A 5,248-nucleotide genomic window follows, 5' to 3' on the forward strand; every position below is an offset into this window, starting at 1 on the left:
GCAGCACAAAACCCAAGGCAACAAAAAAGGCCCGTATCTCGCGATACGGGCCTTTTTCGTAAGGAGGAAAAATCAATTACTTGATTTTGCCTTCCTTGTACATCACGTGCTTGCGAACAACCGGATCATATTTCTTGATCTCGATTTTGTCCGGAGTAGTGCGCTTGTTCTTGTCGGTAGTGTAGAAGTGACCAGTACCGGCGCTCGAGATCAAACGAATCAATTCACGCATGATTAGCTCCCTTAAACCTTGCCAGCTTTGCGCAGTTCGGCCAGAACGACAGTGATGCCGCGCTTGTCGATGATACGCATGCCTTTGGCAGATACGCGCAGACGCACGAAACGTTTCTCTTCTTCAACCCAGAAGCGGTGATGCTGCAGGTTCGGCAGGAAACGACGACGGGTTTTGTTGTTTGCGTGGGAAATGTTGTTCCCAGTCACCGGACCCTTACCGGTAACTTGACATACTCTAGACATGCCTCAGCCCTCTAAAACCACATGCCCAACCCGGCATGGGTTGGCCGCTTAATCTCTAGTCATTGTGGCGCCAGGCGCCGCGATTCTTTAGAGGTCTTACCGGCTACACCTACAGTGAAGGAACCGGGCCCCTAGAAAAGAGCGCTGCTTTATACCAGAAAGACTAGGGTGCAACAACATTCGCTGCGCATTGAATGGACAAAAAGCCCTTTTTTTACGCCTCAAGCGCTTTGGATAAAGGCTATGGACGATTTTGACCACTCGTCGCAGAAAATCCGCTCGGCCGGCCAAAGCCCGGCATTTTTGTCCGCGCCCGGCAAAAACCGGCAGCTATAGTCCACTCAAAATGAAAAAGGGGATAGTCATTTGCAAGGCAGCCCACTAGGGTAAGCCTTTTCCAGACTGCACTTGCAGATGGGCCTTCGATCTGTAAAGGAATCCGACCATGCGCCTCGCTGCTCTACCCCTGTTGCTCGCCCCTCTTCTGCTGAGCCCCCTGGCTCAGGCAGCGGCCCTGAGTGTCTGCACCGAGGCCAGTCCGGAAGGATTCGACGTGGTGCAGTACAACTCGCTGACCACCACCAACGCCTCGGCGGACGTGCTGATGAACCGTCTGGTGGATTTCGACACCGCCAGCGGCAAAGTGGTCCCGAGCCTGGCCGACAGCTGGGAAGTCAGCCCTGACGGCCTGACGTATGTGTTCAAGCTGCACCCGCAGGTGAAATTCCACCGCACCGACTACTTCAGCCCAACCCGCGAGCTGACCGCCGAAGACGTGAAGTTCAGCTTCGATCGCATGCTCGATCCGGCCAACCCGTGGCACAAGGTCGCCCAGAGCGGCTTCCCCCACGCGCAATCGATGCAATTGCCAGCGCTGATCAAGAAAATCGACGCCCTCGACCCGCTGACCGTGCGCTTCACCCTCGATCACGCCGATTCGACCTTCCTGCCGACCCTGAGCATGGGCTTCGCCTCGATCTATTCGGCCGAGTACGCCGACAAACTGTTGAAGGCCGGCGCGACAGAGAAGCTCAACAGCCAGCCAATCGGCACCGGGCCGTTCGTGTTCACGCGTTTCCAGAAGGACGCCTCGGTTCGCTACAAGGCCAACCCGGACTACTTCCGCGGCAAGCCGTCAGTGGACCCGCTGATCTTCGCCATTACCCCAGACGCCAACGTACGCCTGCAGAAATTGCGTCGTAACGAATGCCAGATCGCCCTGTCGCCCAAACCGCTGGACGTACAGGCCGCTCTGAAAGAGCCGACACTGAAAGTCGAAAAGACCGACGCCTTCATGACCGCGTTCGTCGCCATCAACAGCCAGCACCCTCCGTTGGACAAGCCCGAAGTGCGCCAGGCGATCAACCTTGCCTTCGACAAGGCCAACTACGTCAAAGCCGTGTTTGAAGACACCGCGGAACCGGCCAACGGTCCTTACCCGCCGAATACCTGGAGTTACGCGAAAAACCTGCCCGGGTATCCCCACGACGTGGCGAAAGCCAAAGCATTGATGACCAAGGCCGGCTTGAAGGATGGCTTCCAGACCACCATCTGGACGCGTCCGTCGGGCAGCCTGCTGAACCCGAACCCGAGCCTCAGTGCGCAAATGCTGCAGTCGGACCTGGCGGAAATCGGCATTCAGGCCGAGATTCGCGTGATCGAATGGGGCGAACTGATCCGCCGCGCCAAAGCCGGCGAACACGATCTGCTGTTCATGGGCTGGGCCGGTGACAACGGCGACCCGGACAACTTCCTCACGCCGCAGTTTTCCTGCGCCGCGGTCAAGTCCGGCACCAACTTCGCCCGCTACTGCAATCAGGACCTGGACAAGCTGATCAGCGCCGGCAAGACCACCGGCGAGCAAGGCGTGCGCACCAAGCTCTACGAACAGGCCCAGGCGCAGATCCAGCAACAGGCGCTATGGCTGCCCCTGGCCCACCCGACCGCCTTTGCCCTGACGCGCAAAGATGTCGAGGGTTACGCGGTGAGCCCGTTTGGGCGGCAGGATTATTCGAAGGTGAACATCAAATAACGACCGCACCACAAACCCTGTAGGAGCCGAGCTTGCTCGCGATGGACTAAAGAACGCCGCTGGGTGTCAGACATCCAGCGTTATCGTTGACGACCATCGCGAGCAAGCTAGGCTCCTACAGGGTCAGGGTTGCCTCTACATCCACCCATACTCCGCCATCGACAGCGGATCACCATCGCCAATGATGAAGTGATCCAGCACCCGCACATCAATCAGCCCCAGCGCTTCCTGCAAACGCTTGGTCAACTTTCGATCAGCCTGACTGGGCGTGGAATTGCCCGACGGATGGTTATGGCACAGGATTAGCGCTGCGGCGTTGTGGGCCAGCGCACGCTTGACCACTTCCCGCGGATGCACGCTGGTGTTGTCGATGGAACCGCGAAACAGCGCCTCAAAGGTCAGCACCTGGTGTTTCGAGTCCAGAAACAGGCAGCCGAACACCTCGTGAGGCTCGTGGCGCAGCATCGCCTTGAGGTATTCCCGCACAGCCTGGGGATTCTCCAGGACCGACCGGTTGCGCAGTCGCTCCGCCAGATGCCGCCTGCCCATCTCCAGCACCGCCTGCAGCTGGGCAAACTTGGCCGGTCCCAGCCCGAGCTCCTCTCTGAAGGCTTGCAGATCCGCCTCCAGCAGATTGCGCAAACTGCCAAATCGGCTCAGCAGATGGCGCGCCAGATCCACCGCGCTTTTGCCTGACACCCCGGTTCGTAAAAAGATGGCCAGCAATTCTGCGTCCGAAAGACTTGCCGAACCCTGTTCCAGCAGCTTCTCCCGCGGCCGTTCCGCCGCCGGCCAATCGCGAATACTCATAGCACCTCCCTGTCTGTGGGCGCCGCTGTTCCGTAGCGGTCGCTGTGATATCGTAGCCCATCTTTTTTGCGGGCGAATTCACCCTGGGGAGGGGGTTTCGCTACGTTTGTCACCAACGAATTGAAAGGCAGGCCTATGCAGCGGCTGTATCGTAAACGCATTGTTCTGGGCGTCGGCGGCGGCATTGCCGCCTACAAGAGCGCCGACCTGGTTCGCCGCCTGATGGACCAGGGCGCGGAAGTGCGCGTGGTCATGACCCGTGGCGGAGCCGAGTTCATCACCCCGCTGACCATGCAGGCCCTGTCCGGGCACCCTGTGCACCTGGATCTGCTGGACCCGGCCGCCGAAGCGGCGATGGGGCACATCGAGCTGGCCAAATGGGCCGATCTGGTGCTGATCGCCCCGGCCACCGCCGACCTGATTGCCCGTCTGGCCCAAGGCATTGCCGACGACCTGCTGACCACCCTGGTGCTGGCCACCGACGCGGTGGTCGCGGTTGCTCCGGCGATGAACCAGGCCATGTGGCGCGACCCGGCCACCCAGGCCAACCTGCAAACCCTTGAAAGCCGTGACCTGAAGGTCTTCGGCCCGGCGTCCGGCAGCCAGGCCTGCGGCGATGTCGGCCTGGGCCGCATGCTCGAGGCCACCGACCTGGCCCAGCTCGCCGCCGATTGCTTCAAGCGCCAGGCGCTGACCGGCAAACACGTGCTGATCACCGCCGGCCCGACCCAGGAAAACATCGACCCGGTGCGCTACATCACCAACCACAGCTCCGGAAAGATGGGCTTTGCCCTGGCCGAAGCCGCGGTGGAAGCCGGCGCCCGCGTGACCCTGATCACCGGCCCCGTGCACCTGCCGACCCCGGATCGCGTCACCCGCATCGACGTGGTCAGCGCCCGGGACATGCTCGCCGCCTGCGAAGCCGCGATCCCTTGCGACCTGTTCATCGCGTCGGCAGCAGTTGCGGATTACCGTCCGGAAGTCATCGCGCCACAGAAACTCAAGAAAGATCCTACGAACGGCGACGGCCTGTTACTACAAATGGTCCGTAACCCGGATATCCTGGCCAGCATCGCCACCCGTCCCGACCGTCCATTCAGTGTCGGTTTCGCCGCTGAAACCGAACACCTGCTCGACTACGCTGCCCGCAAGTTGAAGGACAAGAACCTCGATTTGATCGTCGCCAACGACGTCGCCAACCCGAGCATCGGCTTCAACAGCGAAGAGAACGCCTGCAGCGTGATCGACCGCGACCTCCACGCCACACTTTTCGCCCAGACCAGCAAGAGCAAGATTGCTCGCCAGCTGATCACCTTCATCGCTGAACGACTGAACCAGGTTTAATTTACATGCACGCTTTGCAAGCCAAGATCCTCGACCCACGCATCGGTACCGAATTCCCGCTGCCGCAATACGCCACCCCAGGCTCCGCTGGCCTCGATCTGCGCGCCATGCTGGAACAAGACATCGTGATCAAGCCGGGCGAAACCGTGCTGATCCCCACCGGGCTGTCGGTCTACATCGGCGATCCGAGCCGGGCCGCGCTGATCCTGCCGCGCTCCGGCCTGGGCCATAAGCACGGCATCGTGCTGGGCAACCTGGTCGGCCTGATCGACTCGGACTACCAGGGCCCGCTGATGGTTTCCTGCTGGAACCGCGGCCAGACCGACTTCACCATGGCCGTCGGCGAGCGCCTGGCGCAACTGGTGCTTGTGCCCGTGGTCCAGGCGCATTTCGAGATGGTCGAGGAGTTCGTCGAGACCCAACGCGGCACCGGCGGTTTCGGCCACTCCGGCACCAATTAACCGGTAAAAATGCCTACCACTGTTATGTAACCTTCACCGCGCAGAATCAGGGGATTGGCCGGTTAAACAGCCTCCAACATCGCTGGCATGGCCTTTTCGCACCACGAACTCTCTGGGAAAAACG

General features: G+C 60.5%; 6 protein-coding genes. 3 read left to right on the forward strand and 3 right to left on the reverse strand.

The window, feature by feature from the left end; translation table 11 throughout:
• Positions 1 to 76 precede the first annotated feature (76 nt).
• Together rpmG and rpmB are read right to left on the reverse strand one after the other, a co-directional pair.
• Positions 77 to 232 carry a 50S ribosomal protein L33 gene (gene rpmG / locus K9857_RS29490; RefSeq protein ID WP_016772554.1) on the reverse strand — a complete coding sequence of 52 codons (156 nt, stop codon included), beginning with the start codon at positions 230 to 232 and terminating at the stop codon, positions 77 to 79.
• A gap of 11 nt (positions 233 to 243) precedes the next feature.
• Positions 244 to 477: a 50S ribosomal protein L28 gene (rpmB, locus tag K9857_RS29495; RefSeq protein WP_224541973.1), complete on the reverse strand. Its 234-nt coding sequence runs from the start codon at positions 475 to 477 to the stop codon at positions 244 to 246.
• A gap of 445 nt (positions 478 to 922) precedes the next feature.
• Between rpmB and K9857_RS29500 the strand changes: the two genes are divergently transcribed.
• The gene (locus K9857_RS29500) at positions 923 to 2,509 is read left to right on the forward strand and encodes an ABC transporter substrate-binding protein (RefSeq protein ID WP_224541975.1); all 1,587 of its coding nucleotides are present in this window, start codon (positions 923 to 925) and stop codon (positions 2,507 to 2,509) included.
• A gap of 135 nt (positions 2,510 to 2,644) precedes the next feature.
• On the opposite strand, the gene radC is transcribed toward K9857_RS29500, so the two are convergent.
• Positions 2,645 to 3,319, reverse strand: coding sequence for a RadC family protein (radC, locus tag K9857_RS29505; protein ID WP_224541978.1), 675 nt, complete (start codon positions 3,317 to 3,319; stop codon positions 2,645 to 2,647).
• A 135-nt stretch (positions 3,320 to 3,454) separates the two neighbouring features.
• Here radC and coaBC point away from each other — a divergent pair, with 135 nt between their 5' ends.
• Positions 3,455 to 4,663, forward strand: coding sequence for a bifunctional phosphopantothenoylcysteine decarboxylase/phosphopantothenate--cysteine ligase CoaBC (gene coaBC, locus K9857_RS29510; RefSeq protein ID WP_175375813.1), 1,209 nt, complete (start codon positions 3,455 to 3,457; stop codon positions 4,661 to 4,663).
• A gap of 5 nt (positions 4,664 to 4,668) precedes the next feature.
• Positions 4,669 to 5,124, forward strand: coding sequence for a dUTP diphosphatase (gene dut, locus K9857_RS29515; RefSeq protein WP_224541980.1), 456 nt, complete (start codon positions 4,669 to 4,671; stop codon positions 5,122 to 5,124).
• The last annotated feature ends 124 nt before the right edge of the window (positions 5,125 to 5,248 follow it).

The sequence above is a fragment of the Pseudomonas sp. REP124 genome (assembly GCF_020164475.1).
Taxonomy (GTDB): domain Bacteria; phylum Pseudomonadota; class Gammaproteobacteria; order Pseudomonadales; family Pseudomonadaceae; genus Aquipseudomonas.

What these genes read in the sequence shown, in the direction of transcription:
- rpmG (WP_016772554.1), bottom strand. Translation starts at nt 232, where the DNA reads ATGCGTGAATTGATTCGTTTGATCTCGAGCGCCGGTACTGGTCACTTC.
- rpmB (WP_224541973.1), bottom strand. Translation starts at nt 477, where the DNA reads ATGTCTAGAGTATGTCAAGTTACCGGTAAGGGTCCGGTGACTGGGAAC.
- K9857_RS29500 (WP_224541975.1), top strand. Translation starts at nt 923, where the DNA reads ATGCGCCTCGCTGCTCTACCCCTGTTGCTCGCCCCTCTTCTGCTGAGC.
- radC (WP_224541978.1), bottom strand. Translation starts at nt 3,319, where the DNA reads ATGAGTATTCGCGATTGGCCGGCGGCGGAACGGCCGCGGGAGAAGCTG.
- coaBC (WP_175375813.1), top strand. Translation starts at nt 3,455, where the DNA reads ATGCAGCGGCTGTATCGTAAACGCATTGTTCTGGGCGTCGGCGGCGGC.
- dut (WP_224541980.1), top strand. Translation starts at nt 4,669, where the DNA reads ATGCACGCTTTGCAAGCCAAGATCCTCGACCCACGCATCGGTACCGAA.